This is a genomic window from Nocardiopsis sp. NPDC058631, from assembly GCF_042716955.1.
GTDB lineage: Bacteria > Actinomycetota > Actinomycetes > Streptosporangiales > Streptosporangiaceae > Nocardiopsis.
Map to the genome: position 1 here is coordinate 1 of NZ_JBHXQY010000214.1, position 1,050 is coordinate 1,050.

At 74.6% G+C, this 1,050-nt stretch carries 1 pseudogene; it reads right to left on the bottom strand.

Annotated features, from left to right (window positions below):
• Positions 1-1,050: pseudogene (locus ACFWTE_RS30015) on the bottom strand (hypothetical protein); the annotation flags it as partial.

A 1,050-nucleotide genomic window follows, 5' to 3' on the forward strand; every position in this document is an offset into this window, starting at 1 on the left:
TGGAGCCGATGTCCGCCGCGCGCTCGGGTCCGGCGGCGGGCGGTGCCGGAGGCGCGTCCGTGTCCGTGCTCCGCGCGGGGACCGGCGTGCCCTCGATCGTGTCGGGCGTCGTGACCTCGGCGGCGGGCGGGGCGTCCCCGGCGCCCGGTACCGGCGCCCCGCTGTTCTCCGTCGGCGGGGCTGCGGTCTCCCAGCTGTCGGCCATGGCTGAGGGCTCCACGGTGGCGGGAGAGGGCGAGCCGTTCCGCTCCGGACCGGCCTCCCCGTCGGGGAGCGGTTCCGGACGGGACCGCGGCGTCTCCTGATCCTGCGGGACACCGTCCGTGTTCCGGGACAGGGCCGCTCCGGACGTCTCGCCCTCTCCGGCGGGGGCGTCCTTGCGACTCTCCTCGCCGTTCTGCTCCTGGCCGTCCCCCTCCTCGGCGGGGGCCTCCCCATGGCCGGACCCGGTGCCGTCGTCCGCGCGTTCGCCGTCCCCGTCCTTCTTGCCGTCGGATCCGTCGCCCTTCTCTTCCCCGGACCGGTCCCCGTCGCCCCGATCCTTGCCGTCTCCGGAACGGTCGCTGCTCTCCTCGCCCGACCGCTCGTTCCCGTCGTCGGATTGGTCCCTCTCGTCGTTTCGGGAGCGGTCGTCGTCGCGGGAGGTGCCCTCGTCGCGGTCCTCGGGCCGTTCGCCGCCGCGTTCGGACGGGCTGTGCCCGGTGTCCTCCGTGTCCTGGGGCGACCCGCTCTCGGTGACGGGGGACGGGGGCAGCGGGACGTCGGCCGGGGAGGGCGCGTCGGATGCGGTCGGGGTGTGGGAGGTCGCCCGTTGTTCTTCCGTCGAGCTGTCGGGGTCGTCCTGTCCGGTGGTGTTTCCGGTGGTCTCGGGTGCGGGCGGGGGGTCTGTGGTGACGGTCTGGAGGTCGTCGCCGGTCGTCTGTCGTGCGGCGGTGTCCGGTGTGCGGGTGTCGTTGGTGCGCTGGGGCGAGCGTTCACTGCTGTTGCGTTCGGTGGGTGTGGAGCGCTGGTTGCTGTCGGAGGCCGGGCTTTGCGGTGTGGTTGCGGGCG